This is a genomic window from Kitasatospora sp. NPDC004289 (assembly GCF_053602875.1).
Genome location: NZ_JBSGEL010000098.1, coordinates 1 through 22,026, shown reverse-complemented (window position 1 = coordinate 22,026; position 22,026 = coordinate 1). Strand labels below are relative to the sequence as shown.

The 22,026-nt window shown below is 70.9% G+C and carries 10 protein-coding genes; 1 reads left to right on the top strand and 9 read right to left on the bottom strand.

From position 1 onward, the window contains the following. Positions 1-137: 137 nt before the first annotated feature. The 8 genes from ACWEPF_RS36390 to ACWEPF_RS36355 all read right to left on the bottom strand — a co-directional run bounded on the left by ACWEPF_RS36390 (position 138) and on the right by ACWEPF_RS36355 (position 19,658). Positions 138-431 carry a hypothetical protein gene (locus ACWEPF_RS36390; protein WP_452175974.1) on the bottom strand — a complete coding sequence of 98 codons (294 nt, stop codon included), beginning with the start codon at positions 429-431 and terminating at the stop codon, positions 138-140. Positions 432-443: 12 nt separating this feature from the next. Then, complete coding sequence (locus ACWEPF_RS36385; protein WP_452175973.1) at positions 444-8,822, bottom strand: DNRLRE domain-containing protein; 8,379 nt, start codon at positions 8,820-8,822, stop codon at positions 444-446. Between the two features lie 225 nt (positions 8,823-9,047). Next, a complete protein-coding gene (locus ACWEPF_RS36380; RefSeq protein WP_452175972.1) occupies positions 9,048-9,608 on the bottom strand; it encodes a hypothetical protein in 561 nt (186 codons plus the stop codon). Positions 9,609-9,711: 103 nt separating this feature from the next. Beyond that, complete coding sequence (locus ACWEPF_RS36375; RefSeq protein ID WP_449797166.1) at positions 9,712-11,103, bottom strand: DUF1996 domain-containing protein; 1,392 nt, start codon at positions 11,101-11,103, stop codon at positions 9,712-9,714. Positions 11,104-11,316: 213 nt separating this feature from the next. Further along, positions 11,317-14,352 (bottom strand): discoidin domain-containing protein, encoded by a 3,036-nt coding sequence (locus ACWEPF_RS36370; protein WP_452175971.1) that lies wholly within the window; start codon positions 14,350-14,352, stop codon positions 11,317-11,319. A 159-nt stretch (positions 14,353-14,511) separates the two neighbouring features. After that, the gene (locus ACWEPF_RS36365; RefSeq protein WP_452175970.1) at positions 14,512-15,231 is read right to left on the bottom strand and encodes a hypothetical protein; all 720 of its coding nucleotides are present in this window, start codon (positions 15,229-15,231) and stop codon (positions 14,512-14,514) included. Between the two features lie 79 nt (positions 15,232-15,310). After that, a complete protein-coding gene (locus ACWEPF_RS36360; RefSeq protein ID WP_452175969.1) occupies positions 15,311-15,994 on the bottom strand; it encodes a Tat pathway signal sequence domain protein in 684 nt (227 codons plus the stop codon). Between the two features lie 157 nt (positions 15,995-16,151). Then, positions 16,152-19,658 carry an NACHT domain-containing protein gene (locus ACWEPF_RS36355; protein ID WP_452175968.1) on the bottom strand — a complete coding sequence of 1,169 codons (3,507 nt, stop codon included), beginning with the start codon at positions 19,656-19,658 and terminating at the stop codon, positions 16,152-16,154. A gap of 127 nt (positions 19,659-19,785) precedes the next feature. On the opposite strand from ACWEPF_RS36355, the gene ACWEPF_RS36350 reads away from it, so the two are divergent. Further along, entirely contained in the window at positions 19,786-20,025 is a 240-nt protein-coding gene (locus ACWEPF_RS36350; protein ID WP_452175967.1) for a hypothetical protein, read from the top strand. Positions 20,026-20,037: 12 nt separating this feature from the next. Here the strand turns inward: ACWEPF_RS36350 and ACWEPF_RS36345 are convergent. Next, a partial coding sequence (locus ACWEPF_RS36345; RefSeq protein WP_452175966.1) for a LuxR C-terminal-related transcriptional regulator occupies positions 20,038-22,026 on the bottom strand: 1,989 nt, incomplete at its 5' end.

Below are 22,026 nucleotides of genomic sequence, written 5' to 3'. Positions count from 1 at the left end.
AGATCTTTTTTAGGGTGTTTGTTGTTAAGAGGTGTGATGTTCTGATACCTGCCGGGAGCCTACCAGCACTCCGGGCGGGTGTCGGCGGCCCGGTCGTCCGGGTGTGCCCAGCGGTCGGTGGGCACACCCGGCGATGCTCAACTCGCGAGCCACTCCTCGCGGGTCATCTCCGGCGGGTCGATGCGCCAGGGGCTACCTCGGCCTTCCCGTCGGGCGATGTGCCCCGGTGGGATCCGCGGGAGGTCCCGCATGGTCGCATCGAGCTCGAACAGGTGCTTGCGGTGTACCACCGCCACTTCGGTGAGGGCGACGTCGGTGCGGCCGTAGCAGACCCAGTCGCCGTCATAGTCGTTCAGCACCGAGACGATTTCCTCACCGTCCAGTACCGGTTGCGGCACCAGAGCGATTTTCGGTTTCCGCGAGAAGAACACGTTCACCACCTTTCATCGGCGTCCCAGCCACCCCTTGATCTTATTGGACCACGTTCGGTTGCACCCTCGGCACAGTGCTTGGCCGTTGCATATCGGGCAGTTGGTGCCGCCTTGGCTCTTGGGAACCCTGTGGTCCGCCTGGTACTCGTTGGACGGCGGATTCTTGACGCCCCTCATCGACTTCTTGGACGGCTTGAGCGGGACACCGCAGATCTCGCACCGGGCAATGCCGTTCCGCATCGCGTTCATCCGCAGAATGATCCGCTTGCTGGCCTTGGTGAAGTTCTTGCTCGCACCGTAGAACCGCCCGTGGCCACAGGTGTTGTGGACCACCCAGAAGCCGTCGCCGGAGCCCACCGAGAAGGTGTGGACATCACCGACGGACAGGTTGAAGACGAGCTCATCGGCCACGTCGCCACGGTCCTGGACCGCACTGACCTGCTCGGTCACGCCCTCCGAGGAGAGCAGCCGGTCGCCGGGCCTCAGCGCCTGCGCGTCGGTCCACCCGGTACCCACCACCCAGAACGGATGGCCGGCGGTCGCCTCCAGCGGCGCGAGGCCCTGGCCGCCCTCCAGAGTGATGTCGATCAGGTGCTTGGTGCCGTATCCGACGATGACGTCGAGGACCGGCTCGGGAGTCGTCTCACCGGTCTCCGGGTCGGTGGCCGACACGTAGTCGCCCACCTCGATCTGGCTGATCGGAAGATAGCTACCGTCGGCCATGAGGACCGGCGTTTCCGGCTTGAAGGAGTTTCCGATCAAGCACTGTGCGGGCTTGCTCCGGAAGACCGCCCGGGCCGATGACGCCACGCGTTGGACGCGTGCCGCCGCTCTGGTGGCCTTCACCGCTGTGAAGGCCGCCTTGACGGCGGTGTTCGCGCCGACGAGGCCCGCCGCCGCGGTGATGGCCATTTCGCCGGCCTTGGCCCAGTTGCCGGTGGCCGCGTAGGAGACGGAGGAGACCGCCGCCGCCACCGCGCCGATGGGGCCGGGGATGTAGGAGGCTACTTCGGCGACCTTGGCGACGACGTTGAGGACCTTCTTGAAGGAGAAGCCCCAGTTGCCGTCGAGGTCGGTGCAGTTGACCGGATCGCCCGAGCAGTAGTCGTACGGGCTGGCGTTGCCACCCGGCTGCGGGTCGATCTGGAGGAACCGGCCGAGCGCCGGGCTGTAGAGGCGGGCACCCATCAGGATGTCGCCGTCCAGGGCCTCGGCGGAGCGCTGCTTGCCGCCGAGCCAGCCGTAGCGGACCTTGGCCTGGCCGTCCTGCGGGATGCCGAACTCGTCGAAGTCCAGCACCACCGGCTTGGTCAGCGCGGTGTCGGTGGTGACCACCACGCTGCCCTGAAGGTTGGTCAGCTGGAGCTGGACGTCACCGGTCTTCGAGGTGGTCGCCGACAGGTCGGCGTCCGGGCCCGAGACGTTCCGCGTCAGGGTGCCCTGGGTGGTGTCCTCGATGGTCCAGCGGACCTCGTCGCTGTCGTCACCGTAGTGGTTGAGCTTGGAGGTGGAATTGGCCCAGGAGCCGTCCGCCTGCTTCCGGCTGGTGGTGAAAGCGGTCAGGCGGTGGGCGATGTCGACGGCCCACTCCTGCTTGTCGTCTCCCTTCACCTGGGACGCGACCTTGTCGTTCGCCCAGTAGGTGTTGGTCGAGCCGGTGCCGGTGGTGACGGTGCGTCCGAAGGCGTCGTAGGAGAAGCCCGCGTCGACGATCCGGTCCGCGCTGTCGTAGGTGTGGTTCTCCTCGACCGCGTTGGCCGTCGAGCAGCCACCGGTGCCGGTCGGCGAGGTCGCCTTCTTGGTCCGATTGGAGTGACCGTCGAAGGAGTACTGACGCGTCACACAGCCGGAGGCGACCGTGGTCTGCTCCGCCTTGGTCAGGTGACCCAACCGGTCGTAGGTGTACGCCCGGGTGGCCGTGGACGAGGTGTCCTTGGCGACCGCGCCCTGGGTGGAGACCTCGACGCTCTGCGACCAGATCACCGCCCCGTCCGAGGTCCGGGTGTAGCTCCGGCCGGTGGCACTGCCGACCGCGTTGAAGCTGTCCTTGCGGACGATGCCGCCCGGGTAGGTCTGTTCGGTCAGCTGGCCGTCCGGACCGTACTTGGCGGTGAACTCGCCGGCGAGGCTGTCGCTGACCGAGGTCACCAGACCACGCGGCTCCTTGACCCGGTCGTAGGTGTAACTGGTGAAGCCGGTCGGGTCGGTGACCTTGGTCGGCTTGCCGAACTTGTCGAACTCCGTGGTGGTGGTGCCACCGTCGGCGTCCGTGTAGGACATCAGTCGGCCCAGGGCGTCCTGACTCCGGATGATGGACTTCTCGGAGGCGGTGCCCTTGCCGGAGTACGTCTTGACGATGTCTCCGGTGGCCGGGTCGTACTCGGTGGTGACCACCGGGAGGGCCTGGCCCTCGTCCGAGGTGATCTCGGTGGACACGATCCGGTCCGCGCCGTCGAAGACGGTCACGGCCTTCCGGGTCTTGCCCGCGTTGGTCTCGGTGGTCTCCTCCGCGTCACCGAACCGGGAGTAGCGGGTGATCCGCTTGACCGGCAGGGTGGTCGGCATCCGAGCCGAGTCGGCCCCGGTGATGACGCCGCCCGGGCCGGTGGTGCAGGGGTTGCCCGCCCACTCGGGGTGGTTGCCGCACGCCGCGTCATCGGCATTGGCACCAGCGGTGTAGAAGACCGTCTTCACGGTCGAGGCGTCCGTGCCCGCACTGCCCGGCTTGCGCGACTCGAGCGCGTGGCCCGAGGCGTCGTACTTGATGGTCGCGGTCAGCGGTGTCAGGCCGGCCGCGTCGGTGGTCACCGAGGTCGGGGTGCCGAGGACCCAGCCGGAGGTGCCGCCGATCGGGGTGCCGTAGCCGTTCTTGGTGACGCGGAGCTCGGCGTCGGTGGCGTAGCCGTCGATGCGGGCGCCGTCGGTGGCGGTGGTGACCAGGTGGTAGGCCCGGCCGTCCGGCTTCCCTTCGTCGTAGGTGTTGGTGTTGTGGTCGCGGACCAGCACCGAAGTCCCGGCCAGGATGGTCGGGTTGACGGTGGTCTTGGTCAGGGTGAAGGTGTCGAAGCCCGCGTGGAACCGCTCGCCGGTGGAGGCGGTGTTGGTGCCGGTCACCACCATCTTGAGCGAGTGGTCACCGCGAGTCAGGTGGATCGGCGCACCGGTGGTGAACGGCGCCACCGCCGGCGTCGCGGAGTACTCGTCGACCGCGGAACCGAGGTTGGTCCCGTCGATCGACAGCTGCACGATGCCGTGGTCCTCGTACTTGGTGAGCTGGCCGCTGAGGACGTAGTCGCCCTCCTCGGGAACGCTCACCCGCACGGTGTCCTCGGCGCCGGCCGCGGTGCCGCGCAGGCTCAGCTGCGCACCACCGGACCAGGTCAGGCCGCAGCAGTCGGCGTCCATCTTCAGCGGGTAGTTGGCACCAAGCTGGGGCAGCGTCTCCGCCTCCGAGGTGACGGAGACCGGGTTGGTCTGGCCCGCCATGGTCTCGGCCAGGGTCGCCCGGTACTGCGGGCCGAGCGTCTCGGTGACGTCCAGACCGTCCTGGGAGTAAACGGTCCGCGAGTCCAGCAGACGGGCACGGTCCGCCGAGCCGGCCGGCAGGCCGAGCTCCGCCTCGAACCGCGCGGTGTCCGGGTGGGTGCCCAGTGCGATCGAACGGTTGGTCGCCTCAAGGGACCTGGCGACGTGTCCGTACCGGTCGTACTCCTTGGTGTCGATGTCGCCCTTGGCGGTCACCGACGGAGTGGCGGTGTTGACCTCGCTGCCGGAGGCGTTGAGGTAGTGCACAGTGGCCGGCTTGTAGCCGTCGGGGCCCGGGGTCGCGGCCGAGGCGCTGTGCGTGCCCGGCTCGTCCTCGGGACCGAAGAGCGCCGTCGCGTCCGTCGGCGCGTCGGTCTGCGCCCACTGGGCGACGTCGGCACCGGCCATGTCGTACGGGCCGCCCGCGCCACGGGTCAGCGGCACGCCGTAGACCACCTTGGTCGCGATCTCGCCGTTGACCTGGTTCTTGGTGCCCGCCGCCAGGGTTCCCCGACGGACCTTCAGCAACCGGCCGGCGTCGGGATCCCCGACGGCCTGGCCGTAGTCCACGTCCCACGGCAGTTCGCCGGCCGGGCTGAACTTGGTGACCCGACCCGAACTGTCGTAGGTGTAGCCGGTCTTGAGCGGGGTCGCCAGGCGCGGGTCCCAGACCTGCACCGGCCGGCCCAGCTCGTCGTACAGGTAGTGCGCGACCTCCACCGCCTCCTGCTTGGAGGTGGCCGGGTTCCACGACCAGACCTTCACCGAGCGGACCCGGTCCACGTAGTCACCGGGGGTACCGGCAACGGCGGTGGTGGTGGTCGCGTAGTCGTAGTCCATGACCTCGCAGCCGCGCGGCAGCGGGTCCACCGTGCAGCCGTTGAGGTCGTCGACCCCGGGCTCGACCGGTGCGATCACACGCTTGGGCAGCGAGCGGCCGTCGGTGGTGTCGTAGGAGTACCGGGTGGTCGACGCGGCGTCGGGGCCGGTCTCCGTCGTCACCTGGTAGACCTCGGAGCCCGCCTGGCGGGAGAACAGCGTGTACGAGCCGTCCAGGTCGGACAGCTTGTACGCGGTGCCGTTGGTCTGGAGGTCCCAGATCTGCCACGAACCGCCCCAGCACGACCAGATGGTGCCGCCGAGGTTGGCGTCCAGGCACTTGCCGGACTGGCCGTTGACCAACGACTTGTTGGCCTGCAGGCTCCACTGCTGGTTCGGGCTGCCCGAACCGCAGGTCCACAGCACCATCCGGGTGTTGTCGGCGGTGGCGCCCCACGGGTTGTCGAGGCAGTAGCCCATCACCTTCAGGGACAGGTCAGCCCCGTAGGTCCACTGCTGGTTGGGAGCACCGGTGCAGGGCGCGTACTGCGGGTTGACCCCGTTGGCGGGGGCCCCGTTCGGCACCTCCAGGCACTGCCCGAAGGAGGTGACGAGGGCGCCGGCCGGGGTCGGCAGGGTGGTGAGGGTCATCGACTCCGCGCCGGGCTCCGGGAAGAAGGTCCCGTCGGTGCCCTTGGCGAAGGTGGTGACCGAGTCGTCGGTGTGCTTGATCTCGACCAGGTCGGACTCCGGGAAGGAGAGCGACCGGTACTCGGAGCCGGTGCCCGCGTCGGGACCGCCCGCCCATTGCGGACCGAACGGGGCGACGATCTCCTTCAGCGAGATGTCGTCGAAGAAGACCTCCTTCCCGCTGCCGCCCACGTTGCCGTTGTAGAGCCGGAACCACGCCTCGGTGGCGTCCTTGGGCACGACCATGTCCAGCGTCAGCTGCTGCCAGCCGTCGGTGAACGAGGCCTTCGAGGAGGCCGTCTCGCCGTAGGTGCCACCGCTCTTGTACACACCCACGATCCGCAGACCGCGGTTCGGCAGTGCGCTGGTGTCCAGACCCGTCGCCGACGGGACGTAGATCCAGGTGCTCAGCCGGTAGGTCTTGCCCGGCTTCATGCCCTGGCCCAGCGTGTACTCCGGGCCGAGCGCGGCGAAGGAGTCCCAGCCGCTCGCGGCCGGGACGACCCGCAGCGAGTCGGTGGAGTTGTCGTGGCCGCGCGCGGTGGAACGCTCCACCGTCGCCTGCCCGGCCGTGAAGCCGGTGGTGTCGGTGGAGACCTGACGCTGATTGGCCGTCAGCCGCTCGCCCTGGGCCTGCCAGCCGCGGCCGAGACCGCGCGAGGAGAAGGTGCGCTTCACCGACATGCCGAACTCGTCGGCGTCCGTGACGTCGGTCGAGAAGTCGCCGGTGAGCAGGTTGACCGAGCCCGGGCCGACCTCGGAGCCGGCCGCGCCGTCCGCGTTCCGGTCCACCGTCATGGTGTTCCACCCCGTGGCCACGCCGGCGCCCGACCCGTCCTCCGGGAACATCAGCGCCCGGACCTGGACCACACCGCCCGCGTCGCCGAGGGTGTCGACCACCGTCCAGTTGGCGTGCGTGCCGAGGTCGGCCAGGCGCGGCTTCGGGTCGGTGACCGGGGTGTTGTCGGCCTTGGTGAGGTTGGTGAGCGGCACGTTGTACTCGGTGGCGCCCGGGCCGCGGCGGTACTGGTAGACCACCCGCTTGAGGTCGGCCTGCGCGTCCACCGAGAGCTTCACGCGCTTGGCGGACTGGCTGCCGTCCACCGGCGAGGTCAGACCCGCCCGGCCCACCTGGAAGGCGAAGCTGGTCGCGTCCGAGAGGTTCCCCGCGCGGTCCTTGGCCTGCACCTTGAGGGTGTGCTTGCCATCGGTGGCCGGGGTGATGGAGGTGGTGATCGTCTGGGTGGCGGCGACCGTCACCGGTGCCGCACCGTCCAGGGTGTAGACGAACCCGACCAGGTCGGTCAGGCCCGCCACCGGCGTGAAGGTGAACTGGCCCGCCTGTCCGGCCCCGCCGTGCCACAGGCCGTCGGCCGGATAGGTCGGCGAGGTGACGAACGGCGCACCGGGCTTGACGGTGTCGACCACGAAGGAGGTGCCGACCCAGCCGGACTGGGAGTTGGCGTCGGAGACGCGGCCCCAGATCGAGTAGGTGGTGTCCTCGTCGAGCTTGGCCACACCGAGGTCGGCCGGCGTCACCTGGAGGTAGGTGCCCGCGGGCACGGTCCGGTAGATGCCGTTGACGAAGGTGGAGCCCTTCCAGAGGTCGACGTTGACGCCGACGTTGCCGCCGTCCGCGTCGGCCGCCAGCACCTGGAAGCGCGGGGTGGCCGAGCTGGTGTAGGCCGGGTTGCCCGGCACCGACGGCAGCACGTCCATCGAACTCGGCGTCGGCGGGACGGAGTTGTACGTCACCGACAGGAAGGGCGGCGCGGCGCCCTCCGAGGAGTAGAAGCGCTTCCAGCTGAGTGAGTCCGACTCGTTGTCGGCCTTCAGGCCCAGGGCGTTGTAGTCGTTGGAGTTCGCCGCCCAGGCCGCGGCCAGGTTCTTGACGTCCGCCTTGACCCAGCCGCTGCCGTCGCTGTTGGCGCACTGGTACGCGTCACCGGAGTCGGTGTCACGGGTGTCGAAGGACCACGCGTACTCCTGGCCCCAGGCGGGCTGCGCGGTCCACCGGGTCCCGGTGGAGGCGTAGTTGGTGTTCCAGACCTCCCACTCCTTCGCCGTGCAGGAGGCGGAGTGGTAGTTGTACAGGTTCAGCGTGGCGCCGAGGATCTGCTTGCCGCGGAACCCGTACGTCGGGAAGTGCAGGAACGAGCGGGCCACCGTCGTGCCGCCGTCGTACGTGCCGACCTTGAGGTCGGTCGAGGACGACTGGTCGCTGGTGGTGCCCTTCTGCACGAAGGTGTCGAAGTTGGTGCCCAGGTCCACCGTCGGGTCGATGGTGACCGGGTACACGGTCTTCGGGTCCGCGAGGAACGCGGCGTCGGCGGTGAACACCAGCTCGGCGTCCGCACCCTGGCCGCGCAGCTCCATCGAGACCGCGCCGCGGTTCAGGTGTTCGCCGGACTTCTCGTCCACGGCGGCGTCCCACATCACGGGGGCCGGCACCTTGACGGTGGGCTTGTGGCCGACGTGATCCACCAGGTGGATCGCGCCGTCGTCCTGCTTCTCGACCGAGTAACCGGTCGTGTCCAGGGGGAGGTTGAGCGTCCCGGCCTGGGAGACCGCGCTGCGGTCCTTCACGACCAGGTACTGCTCGAAGCCGGTCCGGGTGGCCTCCAGCACCAGGTCCACGCCCGGCCGGGCGTTGACGTAGGTGGCCTTGTTGCCGGACAGCTTGGGCTTGGGCAGCTTGCCGAGCCAACCGAGCTCGACCTGGGCCTCGCCGTTGCCGACCTTCACGAGCTCGCGCTCGGCGGGGGCGGCCGGGGCCTTCGGGTCGGCGGCGGGCGCGGCGGCGCGCAGCGCCGAACGGGCGGCGTGCTGCGGGGCCGAGGCCGTCGCGCTGGGCGTCGCCGTGGCCGAGGGCGCCGCCGCGGCGGAGGGCGCCGCGAACGCTGACGGAACGTCGGCCGGCGCGGCCGGGGTGGTACCCGGCAGGGCGTCACCGACCTGGACGGCCGCGTCACCGCCGGAGAACTTCAGGCCCTCCGGGTGCGCCTTCGGCGCGACCGAGCCGTCCGCCGTCTCGACCAGGGTGGTGTCCACCGGGACCCACGCCTCGCCGACCTTCATGCGGACCGGACCGCCGGCCACCTCCTGGGTGAGCGTGCCCTCGGGGTTGGCCCAGAGCGTGGTGTTGGCGGTCCGGGCCCCGGTCACCTCGATCCGGCGCTTGTTGAGCCGGGCGGCGAGCAGCGCCGATGCCTCGTCAGGCGCCTCGTTGACGGGCGAAGCCACCGGCGGCTTGGTCTCGGCGACGGCGACGGCGGGACTCAGCGCGCCCAGGGCGACGCCGGTCTCCACCACCAGCCCGAGTGCGGCGAGCACGGCTATTCGCCGCACCCTGCGCACAGAGAAGGCTCCGCCCGCGTATGCGTGCGAAGCCTGGGAGTTGCGTAGCAAAACTACTCCCCAAGATCAGATAAAGGATACATAAGCCCATGGCATGGGCGGGGCCAACCTCTCATACGGAGGAGGCGTCCAATCTTCTGGGGGATGTCCAGCAACCGACCGTCAATGATGAAAAATCGGCCACAATCGGTCATCTGACGCCAAGTCAACTCACGACCTCCTCACTTACTTCACAACGTGCTCCTTCCAGCAGGTCATGACCGTGGTCGCCGCCATGACCGAAAGGTCGGCCCTCCCGCGCGCCGGGAACCCGAAAGGATCCGGCAGCCCGCTCACGTCCACGACCAGCACCATCCCGTCCTTGCGGACCACCGTCGACCCGTCGGCCCGCACGAAGGCCGCCTCCCCGAGCCCGGTCAGCTCCCGCACCACTCCCCCGGAGGCCCGCAGCCCCTCGAAGTCCGCACCCGCGTCCGCCCCCGACTCCCGGACGGTGAGCACCAACTCCCCTTCTCCGTAGACGTACGGGCACCTGTACACACGGCCGTCCCAGCTCCCGGCCGGTGTCGTGACCGGTTCGCTCCCGAGTGCCCCGGCCAACTGCCGCAGCACGAAACCCCCGCAGACCATCCGTGACGCCTCCGAGGGCCCGGACGCCGACGCACTGGCCGGTGCCCCGACGTGGTGGTGGTGCTCCTCCGCCGGAGCACCGCCACCGCACCCCGCCGACACCAGCAGGAGGGCGAGGACGGCGAGCGGCGGTCGGATGCGGCGTTGGCAGGTCATGGCCCCTCCTGGGGATGTGAACGGCCCCGTGGCCCGCCCACCCACCCGTAGGAGGTGGAGGGCGGGCGGACCACGGAGCCTGACGGTGGGTCGGCCGGGCCGACTACGGCAGGCGGTACTGCGCGTTCAGCGCGGCACCCTTCTGCGGCTGGTTCTGGTCGTAGCCGCGCGGGTCGCACTGGAGGCCGCCCACGATGCAGTGGTTCACCAGGGCCGCCAGGGTCGGCGGGTCCCAGGCGTTGAAGAAGTCGTAGTGGAAGGTGAAGCCCCGTCCGCTGGAGAGGTGGAGCTGCGCCAGGTGGTTGAGATCGGCCGGGAAGCCGACCTTGAACTCGATCATCGGCACCGCCACCGGGTGGGTGGACGGGCAGACGCCGTTGATCGGGTAGGCCATGTGGCTCTTGTGGTCGGGGGTGTCCAGGTGGATGCCGTTCCAGCAGCTCGGCGCCTGGTAGCGGATCGCCACGTCACCGCCGCCGGGGCAGGCCGTCGGCAGGTCGACGCTGTGGTAGCCGTCGCCGCACTCCCAACCGGCCACGTAGCCGGGGCTGGTGGCGAACTCGGTGGCGCTGGCCGTCGGGCTGCCGACCACGAAGCGCAGGCCCGGCGGGAACGGCCGCACGCTGGTGTAGTCGGTGACCGCGCCCTTGTAGTAGATGGTCTGGAGGTTGTTCGGCATCACCGGGGTGTTGCCGTCCAGCACGGCCGGCATCCAGTACCCGGACTTGTCGCCGGGTGCCAGGCAGGTGGTGGTGCCGGACTGCAGCGAGGCGAGCGTGGAGCCCGCGGTCACGGTCGGGTTGCCGAGGAAGGTGTGCAGGTGGGAGGCACCGGCCTTGCCCGGGTAGACGATCGGGTCGTCCGGCAGGTTGTGGGTGGCGGTGCAGTTGGCCTGGAACTCGTGGAAGTACGCGTGCGGCGGCTGGTAGGTGGAGGGCACCACCCCGGTCACCGGCGGGTCGGCGTACACGTACCCCGTGGTCGGGGTGGTGACCTGCCCGTAGACCTTGAACTCGAACAGCGAGTACCCGTAGCCGTTCGCCCGCTGGGTGGCGGTCAGCCGGACGTACCGGCCGGTGCCGGAGACCGGCAGGCTCTGGGTGCCGCCGGTGGCGGCGGCGTTCTCGTAGACCGTGCTCCAGCTGACCGTGTCCGGCGAGGTCTGGATCCGGAACGCCTTGGCGTACGCGGCCTCCCACTGGAGCTCGACCTTGCTGACCGTCGCCGGGCCGCCGAGGTCGATCTGGATCCACTGCGGGTCGCTCCACGCACTGGCCCACCGGGTGGCGGGGTCGTTGTCGACCACCGCCCCCGCCGGGAAGTTGGCGCTCTCGATCGAGGACGCCGTCACCGGCTTGGAGAGCGAGATCAGCGGGTCGGCGGCCGCGGCCGCGTGCCAGGTCGCGCCGGTCAGACCGGCGAAGGCGAGCGCGGCGGTGAACGCGGCGGCCAGCGCCGCGCGCGGGGCACCGCGCGAGAGGAATCGGGGTCGCATCGGACCTCCAGGTCGGGTGGATGGGTGGGGCCCCGGACCGGGCGGGGTGGGGCAGGCCCGGGCCGAGGGGATTGTGGGGGGGGGGAGGCGCTCCCGCTGTCCGACCGCCCGTCGGGCGCGGAAGCCCGTCCCGAGGCCGGTCGGCCACCGGGCGCGGAAGCCGACCCGGGCTGACCGGCCGTCAGGCCGCCGAGCCGCCGAGCCGCCGAGCCGTCAGGCGTAGACGCCGAACTCGTGCAACGAGTAGCCGTAGGCGGTGCCGCGCTGGGTCATCAGCACCCGCACGTACCGCCCGCTGCCGGAGACGTCCAGGTCCTCCAGCCCGCCGGTGCCCGTCGTGGTCGCGTACCCGGTGGTCCACTGCGTCCCGTCGGAGGAGAACTGCACCTGGTACGCCTTGGCGTACGCGGACTCCCAACCGAGCCGGACGTGCCGCACGGTGGCCACCCGGCCGAGGTCCACCTGGAGCCACTGCGGGTCGCTCCACTCGCTGGCCCACCGGGTCGACCAGTTCCCGTCGGTGGCGTTGGCCGGCGGGTAGGGCGCGCCGTTGCCGTTGGCCTGGTAGGAGGAGGCGGTGGCCGGGCGGCCGGTGGAGAGGTCGGTGCCCGGCGCGGAGCCGGGCACCACCCGGACGGTGCGGGTCTCGATGCCGACGTTGCCGTGGCCGTCGTGGGCCTGGAGGTAGACCTTCCAGACCCCGAGCGTCCGGGGAGCCGTGACGGTGAAGGTGCCGTCGCCGCCCTCGGTCCACTCGGCCTGCCGGAGCCCGCCGCCACCGTCCAAGGTGCGGGTCCCGTACAGGACTTGGTAGCGGATCGGATCGGCGTCCGGGTCGGTCACGGTGGCGCGCAGGGTGAGCTTCCCGCCCGCCGCCACCGTGGCGTCGGCCGTCAGGGCGGAGATCACCGGCGGGGTGTTCCCCTGCGCCGCCGATCCGCCGTACGCCGCCGCGAGGGCGTGGAAGCCGAGCCGCTTCCACCGGTTCGGCGTCAGATTGTACCAGACGCCCGCGAAGTCGTACTCCTGGCCGTAGTTGAACATCGTGGCGCCGAGCGCGACGCCGGGGTGGCCGGTGATGCAGCCCCAGGCCCGGGTGTAGCCGTCGCGCTTCTCCACGTCGGTCGGCTCGGTCGGGGCGCCGTTGGCGTCGTTCGGCACCTCCCACTCGCCGCGCGGGCCGGTCTCGGTGACGATGTAGGGCTTGGCGTACCCGCCGTTCAGCCAGTCCTGCCGGACGTTGCAGACCGAGCCGTAGGCGTTCACGGCCAGCAGGTCCAGGCTGGGTGTGTGGTCCCGGTAGTAGGCCCAGGCACCGGTGTAGGCGTCGGTGGAGGTGACCGGGTGGTCGGGGTCCACCGCGTGGACGGCGCGGGCGAGTTGCTCGACGAACTGCGCGTAGGCGACCCGCTGCTGCTCGACCGTGGTGCCGTTGTAGGTGTGGTCCTGCGCGGTGAGGATCACCTCGTTGCCCAGGTCCCACATCAGGACGCCGGGGTGGTCCTTGTAGGTGGTGACCCACTGGCGGACGGAGTCCAGGGTGGCGTTCTTGTACGCCGTGTCGTTCACGTAGTCCGCCCCCTGGTTGAGCCAGAAGCCGGCCACCACCTTGAGGCCGTGCGCGGCGGCCGCGTCCAGCAGCGGACGGCTGCCCGCGTCGGTGCCCCAGGTGCGCACCGTGTTGACCCCGGCCGCCTTGAGCTCGCGCACGTACGCGACGGCGTCGGCGGCCGCCGGGCCCCAGGTCACGCCCTTCACCTGGTACGGCGCACCGTTCACCGAGAGACCCCAACTACCCTGCGATCCGGTCACCTTGACGACCGAGCGGCCGCTCGGCACCGCCGGGTCGGTCATCGGCGCCGGGGCCGGGCCCTCGGCCTTGCGGACCGTGACGGAGTCCACGGCCAGCGTCCCGCCGGGGGTCGTGGCGGCCGTCGGCGTGGTGCAGCCGCAGACCGCGTCCGGATAGCCGCCGCCGATGCCGAGGTTGAGCACCAGGTAGAAGCCCCGGTGGACGGCCCGGTCCCAGGCCGCGACGCCGACCTGCGACTCGTTCACCTGCCAGACCTGACGGCCGTCCAGGTACCACCGCACCTGCTCGTCGGCGGTCGAGCGGTCCAGCACGACCGCGTACTCGTGCACGGCGCTCCGGCAGCCCGGGCAGCTCGCCAGACCGCTGGTCAGACCGTTCGGCTCGTTGCAGACCCCGCCCGGGTTGCTGCCGCAGTGCAGGGTGGCACCGAGCCGGTCGTGGCCGTTCACCGCCTCCAGCAGGTCCAACTCCCCCGCTCCCGGCCGGGTGTTGAGCCCGTCGCGGTTCCCCGCGCCCATCACCCGGACCGACGGCCAGTAGCCGGTGCCGTCGGCGGCGTCGGGCTGGCGGGCGTTCACGGTGATCATCAGCTTGCCGCCCGCCGGGGCCGCGAAGTCGGAGCGGCGGCTCTCCACCCGCCCCGAGGTCCAGGCCCCGGCACCGTCCCGGCGCGCCGTCAGGGTCAGCCGTCCGGCACCGTCGAGCCCGACGTTGGCGGCGGCGTCGGTGGCGGTCTGCACCTCGCCGGTGCCCCAGCCGGCCGGACCACCGGGGTAGGACCGGCCGGTCTGCACGGTCCAGTCGGCGGCGGCCGGCCGGCTACCGGCGGCGCCGTCGAAGGTGTCGGCGAAGACCGTGCTCCAGCCGGGCTCCTGGGTGGGTGTCGGCGTGGGGGTCGGACTGGGGGTCGGACTGGGGGTCGGGCTGGGCGTGGGCGTTGCGCCGTCGCTTCCGTAGACCTGGAACTCCCAGAGGGAGTACCCGTACTGGGTCGCCCGCTGGGTCCCGTACAGGCGCACGTAGCGGCCCTGGCCCGAGACCGCGAGGGTCTCGACACCTCCCGGTCCGGTGGTGGTCGAGTAGGCCGTCGTCCAGGAGGTGGCGTCCGCCGAGAGCTCGATCCGGTACGCCTTCGCGTACGCGGTCTCCCAGCGGATGACCACCTGACCGACGGTCCGGACCGCGCCCAGGTCGACCTGGAGCCACTGCGGATCGGCGGCCGCGCTGGACCACCGGGTGCCGGCGTCGCCGTCCACCGCGTTGCCGGGGACGGTGCCGTAGTGCTCGGTGCTGGAGGCCGTCACCGGTCGGCCCTGCGAGAGCAGGACCGGCGCGGCCTGGGCGCGGGCGGACGGGAGGAACAACAGCGCGGCCGCGGTCAGCGTGACCGCCAGCAGCAGGGCCAGGGCGGGTGGGCGCACTGGTGATGCGGGCATGGGAACTCTCCGGCGTCGGGGTGGGGGTGACCGGAACATGAACGGGAGAGCGCTCTCCCATTGCTCAGAGCGTGCTGCGCCCCCGACTCGCTGTCAAGAGTCGTACGAATAAAGGCAGATGGAGGCGCCCGTGCCGACACCTCCCGAAGACGGTGGCCGTCAGCGGTAGTCCGGACACCCCTCGACGTCGCCCTCGGAAACCCCGCGCCACACTCCCTGGTACTGCCTGCCGCTCAGCCGGTCCGCCTCCCCGAGGGCCTGGACCAGCTGATCCGTGGTCAGGTGGGTGGCGGCCACGAACACCCGGCCCAGGTGACGGCAGAGGATCACCGGCCTGAGGCGGTCCTCGAACGGGTCCCCCGCGACCGCGAAGAGGTCCCGCAGTGTCCAGCCCAACACCCCGGCCACCGCGCACAGTTGGTACTCGTGGTGAGGCTTCATGCCCTCGTCCTCGTAGTTCCGCACCATCTGGACCAGGGTGCTCCGGGACAGCCCGACGAACGGCAGCGAGCGGATCCCGAAGCCACGGTTGCGCATCAGCCCGGCGAACACCGTGGCGAACCCCGGGCCGTACGGCCGGTCGTGCCCGACGCCCGACTGCGTGAACGGCCCCGGCGCCGCCAGCCTCGGCAGCCCGCGCACGAACTCCTCCAGCTCCGCGAGCGCCCCGTGGCCGCAGAGGCTGGCACGGTACCCGAACTCCCTCGCCACCTCGGCGTCACGCTCCGGCGGCAGCAGCCCGTCCGGCACCTGACGGCCCGCCAGCACGTACAGGTCGGCGAGCGGCAGCTCCAGCTCGGTGGCCTTCCGGGCGAGCTCCTCCGGCGTCAGCCGGGAGCCGTTCGCGGCGATGCCGCGCAGCGCGGTGGTCCTCTCCATACCGGGACGGTACCGGACCGGCACGGCGAGGCCCCGGCCGGATGGGGGTCCGGCCGGGGCACAGGCCCTGCGGGGAAGGTCAGTTGACGGTGACCACCGGGCTGCCGGCCTGGCTGCTGTCGGCGACCGGCCCGTAGGACGCGGAGAAGTAGCCCTCCCCGGGGCAGAGGCCCGAGCCGCCGCTCTTGACGAAGTACTCGTTGCGGAAGGAGAGGCTGTGCGCCGTGTTGTCGGCGCTGCCGGTGAAGGCGCCGCTCAGCTGGTACGTGCAGGTCAGCGTCCCGAACCAGGAGTTGAGCACGGCCGTCGCCTGGATCGGACCGGCCGAGCCGCCGGCCATCGTGACCGGGAGGCCGGCCGCGTCGCTGACCGAGACGGTGTAGGGCAGGTTCCCGACCGTCAGGCTCTTGACGGAGGTGACGCCGGTGACGTTCGCCGTACAGGAACTGAAGGTCTGTCCGGTCAGCGCGGCGGTCGCGACGCCGGGAGCGGCGGGGTTGGAGGTGACCTTGGAGGTGTACTGGGAGACCGCGCAGGTGACGCCGGTGCCACCGGCGGCGGTCGAGTAAAAGGTGGCCTTGGCACCGGACACCAGCGGAGCGGTGAGGACGTCGCCGACCGCGACGGCCGGGCCGGCCGCGCCGCCGGTGCTGAGGACAGCGGCGGCCACCGGCTGGGCGGGTGCCGCCGCCGAGGCCGGGAGGGCACCGACGGCGAGGGTGGCGGCCGCCGCCGCGAGGGCGAGGTGGGTGCGAGCGCGCATGGGAAAGGCCTCTTTCTCGGTAGGGGCGAGAAGGTGAACTTTCGTGCCCGCCCGAAGACTTGGGGCCCTCCGGACGGCGTCCCTACGTTGTAGGCCCGTGTCGGTGCGCGGTCAACCCTTGCTGACGAACTGTCAGCAAAAGGCTTCGGCTCTGGGTTCATGCCTCCGGGGCGAGCGCCGGCTCCAGCCAGGCAAGCATCTGCCGGAGTCGCAATCGCTTCAGGTCACTCAACCCGGGCCGCACACTCATCTCCCGCAACCAGCCGACCGCCTCCGCGCCGACGTCCGCCGCAAGGATGTCCTGCAACAGCTCGAGCTCCTGACTGTCCGGAGGCCGCAGGATCTCCAAACACCACTGCCAACACTCCAGCGCTGCCTCGCGCTGGCCCATGTTCGCAAGCCCCTTCGCGGCGTGGCGGACGTCCTTCAGGGAGAAGCGCGGGCTGCCCTTCACAGCCGCGACGATCTCGGGCAAATAGGCCAGGCCCTCGATCTCCAACAAGGTGCCCTGCGCGCCCAGACGCTGACTGCCCGTCGCGGTCGGCAGGCTCACGAGCATCCGGGCCAGCGCGCGCCGCAACGGACGCAGCGGACCTGCCCCGCCCTCCTCCAGGGCCTCGATCACACCGTCCAGCCACTCCGGATCGCCACCGGCCTCGCCTGCCACGATCTCCTCCAGAACGATCCCGGCGTCCGCGGACAATGCCTTGACAAGTACCGTGGCGGCCTCTTCGTAGTACGAGCTGCCGAGAAGTGGCGTCCGCAGTGCCAACTCGGCCATGCTCCGGCCCTCGGCGGCCGCTCCGGCGTCCATCAGCTCTCGAGCACAGCGCGACCTCTCGTGCGGTGAGAGCAGCTCGCCCTCACGCAATATCCTCATGATCTCGGGCGCTGCCGCGCTCCCCTCGGCGGCAAGCCACGCGGCCACCACCAACGACATCTCGTGGGTCGCACCGGAGTAGGTGGTCAGTACCTCCTTGGCCCATTCGGCCGCCAGGCCCTGCGCTCCCGCCTCGGCAATCGACCGGGCCAACCAAGCTTTGAGGTACGGCGGCTGGCCTGCGGACGGCGTCACATTCGCCCAAGCCAGCCGGATCACCTCGGCACCGTCGCCTTCCGAGGTCTGGGACAGGATCTTCGCGGCGCTGTTCATGAATGCCGCCTGTGCTTTGCCCTCCGTCAGGACTACGCGGGCAAGGCGGACAGCTGCTACGGGTGCACCGTGATCCCCCAGCATGCGCGCCAGTGCGTCACGCCCTTCATGGTCAGCTGCGGGGCGCCGAAGGGCCAGCTCGACGATCTCGTCGGCGCAGTGGCCGCTGGAGGCCTTCAGCCAAGCTTCCGCCGCCCATTCGATGTCAGCTCGGTGTGCACCGGGATCCGCCAGGACACGGCGCGCGAGATCCTCTACCTCCTCCGTCCTTCCCAGCACCTCCAAAGTCCTACTCGCGACGCCCCACTCCCAACTGTCCACCCACACCTCGTCCTGCATCGACAGCGCCCGCTGGCGCACCAGGTCCTGAGCCACCACACCGATCGTCCGAGCGACCCTGGCCGCGGACGGCAGGACCCCGTAGGTCCCGCCCAGGATGCGCGCCAGCAGCTCTTCCGCCTCCGAACGGCTGACGACCCGGCTCAACGCCTCCAAAGCCTGGAGCCGCTGGGTGACCATGAGCACGGGGCTCGTTGCGAGCCTCCTCAGCCGCTCACCCGCCTCCGGCAGGCTCGCCAACCCCGCGAGCGTGGTGAACGCCCTTACCCGCTGCTCCTCTTGGAACTCACTCCGGGCGCTGTCCTCCAGCCGCTGGAGGACAACCGACACTCTCCCAGCGCTGACCTTGGCTCCCTCCGCGATCAGTAGTCCGGCGAGGTTGGCCAGGTTGTACGCGTTGAGCATCCCAGTCAGCAGGTGATCCACGATCAGGTCCGCATCGCACTCCTCCCGGTCCGCCCAGAGCCGGAAGGTGAACAGCACCAGCGTGTGCTCAGCCTCGCTGATCCCCCTGCCGACCCAGGCGTCCAGGTCCGGAAAGTCGGGAGGCACCGCCCTGGCATAGGCCTGGGCCGCCAGAAACTCCGCGAAGGAGTGGTGCAGAAATCGCAGGTCGTTGCCTTGGAGCACCAGGAGTCCGGAATCCAGCAGCAGTTGCCGGAGCTCCGGCTCCCAGCGGCCAGCCGTACCGATGCCTTCGGGCAGGCGTTGCCGTGCCCACTCGCGAGCTGCCGCCTCCAGCGATCCGTCGCTCTCGATCCGATGCTGGGCGATCGCCTCGATCAGCTCCTGCCTGAACCGGCGGAACCAGCTCTCCAGTGGGGTCGGCTGTCGACCGCCACCACGCTCGGCGCTCCGGTTGAGGAGGTTCTCGAAGAAGAGCTGATAGAGGCTCACTCGGTTGGCTGGCAGCGATCGGCTGGGATCGATCGTCGCGCTCACGGCGGCGATGGTCGCCAGCAGAGGGTTCCGCACCAGCTCGCTCAGCCGGCCGTCCTCGGTCTCCTGGAGGAACCGCGCCACTGCCGCTTCGGTCTCCCGCTCCTCTAACCCTTGAGCCCTGAACCACTGATCGGCGAAGTCCCGCAGTTCGGCCGGGCTGAACGGTTCCACCTGGAACTCAGTGAAGGCGGCGGTCCGCAACGGAGTCAGCTCGTTCTCGGGCAGCGGCCGAGTGGTCACCAGGAACCGGTACGCACCGTCCGTCCTGGCGTGCTGCGAGATGGTCCGGATGATCTGGTTCCTGGCCTGGCGGTCCGTCACCTCGTCAAGCCCGTCCACCATCACCAGCCAGCGGACTCCCTGCACCCGCTCGGCGAACAGCCCCGGTTCGGGGTCGGCCACCAAGCTGTGTCCCATGCTCTGCCTGGTCGCCTCACACAGTGCCGCGCTCCACGACCCCGAATGGCCCACGAGGGTACGGGCCGCGATGCGCAGTGGCACCAGTGGCTCGGCACTGGGAGCGGCAAGCAGACTCTTCTCCCGCAGCCAGATGCGCGACAGCCACCAGGTCAAGTGACTGGTGAGTGTGGACTTTCCGGAGCCGGGCTCGCCCGTCACCAAGATGTGCCCTGGTCTGCCGAGCACCTCAGTCAGCGGGAGGACGGTATCCCTGCCGGGCGCCGTGGTCTGCTCGGTAGGTGCCTGCTGGGGGTCGCCCTCAACCCTGTGCCCCGAACCAGGACCGCTCTCCCTGGCAAGCGCCATGGCCCTGATCTGCTGACGGACGTAGATCGCCGACAGCGGCGGTTCCTTGACGTCCAGGATGTCGTACGGCAGTCGGTCGACCCAGGCTGCCTGCGCCTCCAACAGGTTGCGCAGGGCCAGCGCCGGCACGGGGACTTCGCTCCAGGAGGACGGGCGTGGTGCCTTCGCCCCCTGTTGCACCGTGGTCGCTCGGTCCCGGGCCTCTTTGGCCCGGGTCCAGATCGGCACCACCTCGGCCGGGTCACGCCCGAGCGCGATCGCCAGCGCCTTGGTGAATTCCAGGGTCAACAGACGCGAGGCGTTGTGCACGCCGTACACGGCCGCTTTGCCCGCGAACCCGGTCCGGATGAAGGAGTTCGGCGTTCCGTAACCCGCACTGGCCAAGGCCTGTCGGAACCAGGTCGCCAACTCCCGCAGTTCCGGGTAGTACTCCTGCTCACCTTTGGGCGGACGCCCCGCTGACATGGTCTCCCCACCCGGTCAGAAGTTCTGTTTCCCAGATTTTCCACACTCTAGTGGGAAATTCGACGCCCCCGACACTCTGGACGCGGCCTTCCGGCCAATCGCTCATCGTCCTTGGAGGAGAAGAGACATGGGATCGATCATTTCCGACCACCCTCTGCTGTCCCTCGCCCTCGCGGTACTCAGCACCGTCGCGGCGGTCGCCCGGGCATGGATCCGCCACCGCACCGTGGTAGACGTGGAGCGTGAACGGACCCGCCGGGTCCTCGGCAGTGTCGCGGGGGCGCGGCGGGACCGCGCCGAGGTGGTCCGCGCCTGTGCCGACCTGGAGGGCAGCGCGGCTCCGCGCCGGATCGAGCGGGTGCGCTGATGCCGGCGCGTGCTACTCCCGCTCTCCCGGGTGGACGTCGGAGATGGTCTTGCGGGTGGTGTCGAGCTTCTTCAGGACGTGGGCGACGTGCTGTTCGACGGTGCGCGGGGAGAGGAAGAGCGCCTGGGCGATCGCCTGGTTGGTGGCGCCCTCGACCAGGAGGTCGGCGACCTGGCGTTCGCGGGGCGAGAGGCGGGAGCCGTAGCCCTGGCGGCCGCGGGCGGCGGGGCGGGTGAGGCCGAGCTCGCGGAGCAGGGGGCCGCAGCGGGCGGTGTCGGCGGTGGCGCCGAGGCGGGTGAAGGACTCGACGGCGTCGGTGAGGTGTGCGGCCGCCCGGTCCCGTTCGGTGGCCGCCAGGGCGCGGGCCAGCAGTTCGGCGGCCCTGGCGGCCTCGTAGGGGCGGCCGACGGCCCGCCAGATGTCCCGGGCGGTGGTGAGGTGCTCGACGGCCAGGGCCGGTTGGGCCTGCGCCTGGATCAGGCCGTGGGCCAGGTGCAGCTCGGCCCGCGCCCCTGGCCCGTCCCGGCCTCGCAGGCCCTCCCCCGCCTGCTCCACCAAGGCTGTCGCGGCCGCCTCCTGCCCGCAGGCGAGGCCCGCGGCCACCGCCACCGGCAGCAGGCCGGTGGCGCGCGCCCACGCACCCGCCCGGGCCAGCAGCCGCACCGCCGGCGTGACGGTGGCCCAGGCGTCCTCCGGAGCGCCCTCGGCCAGCCGGACGGCGGCCAGGCCGACCGCGGCACGGACGGCGGAGGTCACCTGGGACTCCCGTTCGCCGTACTCGGCGGCGGCCCGGTAGTGGCGCAGGGCCTCGGCGGTGCGGCCCCGGGCCGTGGCCAGCCGGCCCAGGGTGAGGCTCTGCTCCGTCCCGGCCATCGCCATGTCCGGGTACTGGTCGGCCAGTACGGCGAAGCCCCGTTCGATCCCCTCCCACCGGCCGGCCACCCCGTCCAGCCGCAGCAGGGCGATCCGGCTGTAACACTCCAGGTAGGGGATGTCCGCCCGGCGGGCCAACTCCCGGCTCTCGGCCAGGAGTTCGGCGGCCCGCTGGTCGTGGCCCAGTTCGATGGCGAGCTCGCCGACGTTGTAGACCGCCCGGGTGGTCTGGCGCAGCAGGTCGGTGTCCTCCGACTGCCGCGGCAGGCGGTCGAGTTCGGCCCAGACCGCCGGGTCGCCGTCCCGGGCCAGCAGGGTCAGCCGGGTGGCCCGGGCTGCCGCCCGCACGGCCTGGTCGGGGCTCGCGGCGAGGGTCTGCTCGGCGCGTTCCAGCCAGGCCCGGGAGTGGGCCGCCGCCTCGTCCCGTTCGTTCATCGCCATCGCGATCATCGCCCGGGCGGCCTTCTCCGGCTTGGACTCCAACTCGCCGATGGAGCGGGCGATCTCCTCGTAACCCGAGCGGTCGCCACCGTGGTTGACCATCAGCAGGCCGAGGTCCATCCGGATCTCGCCGCAGGTGGCGGTGGGCAGCCGGGGGTCGGCCAGGATGGAGCGCAGCACGGCGGCGTTGGCCAGGTGGTCCGGCCCGTTGACCGCGATCCGGCCGAGGGCCAGCGCGGTGCGGGAGCGGTCGCCGGCGGAGAGGTGGGGCTGCTCCAGCACCTGGTGGAGCAGGGCGGCGGCGGTGCCGGTGTCGCCCAGCGCGATGGACTGCTCGGCCGCCTCCTCCACCCTGGGCAGCCAGGCCTCGCGGTCCCCGGCGGCCAGCGTGTGGTGGGCGATCTGGACCAGCGGAGGGGGCGTCAGGGCTCGTAGCGCCTCGACGGCCTGGCGGTGCAGCCGGGCCCGCTGCGGTCCGGGCACGTGACGGTACGCCACCTGCTGGGCCAGCACGTGCCGGAAGACGTACTGCCCGCCGTGCCCCGCCCCGTGCCGGACCCCGTGCGGCGGGGGCACGTCCTCCCGCTGCGGCCCGGCGACCATCGAGTAGACGAAGACCGAGAGCACCGGCAGGAAGGCGATGATCGGGCTGCGGAAGATGATGCCGAGCGTGAGCAGGATGATCAC

Excerpts from the sequence above, each read along its gene's own strand:
- ACWEPF_RS36355 (WP_452175968.1), bottom strand. The coding sequence starts at position 19,658 with ATGTCAGCGGGGCGTCCGCCCAAAGGTGAGCAGGAGTACTACCCGGAA.
- ACWEPF_RS36360 (WP_452175969.1), bottom strand. The coding sequence starts at position 15,994 with ATGCGCGCTCGCACCCACCTCGCCCTCGCGGCGGCGGCCGCCACCCTC.
- ACWEPF_RS36380 (WP_452175972.1), bottom strand. The coding sequence starts at position 9,608 with ATGACCTGCCAACGCCGCATCCGACCGCCGCTCGCCGTCCTCGCCCTC.
- ACWEPF_RS36375 (WP_449797166.1), bottom strand. The coding sequence starts at position 11,103 with ATGCGACCCCGATTCCTCTCGCGCGGTGCCCCGCGCGCGGCGCTGGCC.
- ACWEPF_RS36365 (WP_452175970.1), bottom strand. The coding sequence starts at position 15,231 with ATGGAGAGGACCACCGCGCTGCGCGGCATCGCCGCGAACGGCTCCCGG.
- ACWEPF_RS36350 (WP_452175967.1), top strand. The coding sequence starts at position 19,786 with ATGGGATCGATCATTTCCGACCACCCTCTGCTGTCCCTCGCCCTCGCG.
- ACWEPF_RS36370 (WP_452175971.1), bottom strand. The coding sequence starts at position 14,352 with ATGCCCGCATCACCAGTGCGCCCACCCGCCCTGGCCCTGCTGCTGGCG.